The organism is Pauljensenia sp. UMB6358 (assembly GCF_030216865.1).
Taxonomy (GTDB): Bacteria; Actinomycetota; Actinomycetes; order Actinomycetales; family Actinomycetaceae; genus Pauljensenia; species Pauljensenia turicensis_A.
Map to the genome: position 1 here is coordinate 1 of NZ_JASOMS010000223.1, position 253 is coordinate 253.

General features: G+C 54.9%; 1 protein-coding gene. It reads right to left on the minus strand.

Annotation, left to right across the window (positions count from 1 at the left end):
• The coding region (locus tag QP381_RS09255; protein ID WP_285068733.1) for a DUF1846 family C-terminal domain-containing protein at nucleotides 1-253 on the minus strand (253 nt) is incomplete at both ends.

The window sequence follows — 253 nt, forward strand, 5'->3', positions numbered from 1 at the left end:
GTCGAGATTGCGGAAAATTCCTTCATCCACGGATCCCAGAATCGTGGTGGTGTGAACCTGGCATCCGCGCAACTGTTTGAGATACTCCAACGCCTTCGCAGCGTTCGGATCAGTATCAGCCGACACAGACAGGGCAATCAGCACTTCATCTGTGTGCAGGCGCGGGTTGCGACTGCCCAGATGCTCAGTCTTCAGAGTCTGAATAGGCGCAATTGAGGAGGGCGCCAGCAGGTCGATCTTCTTATCAATCCCC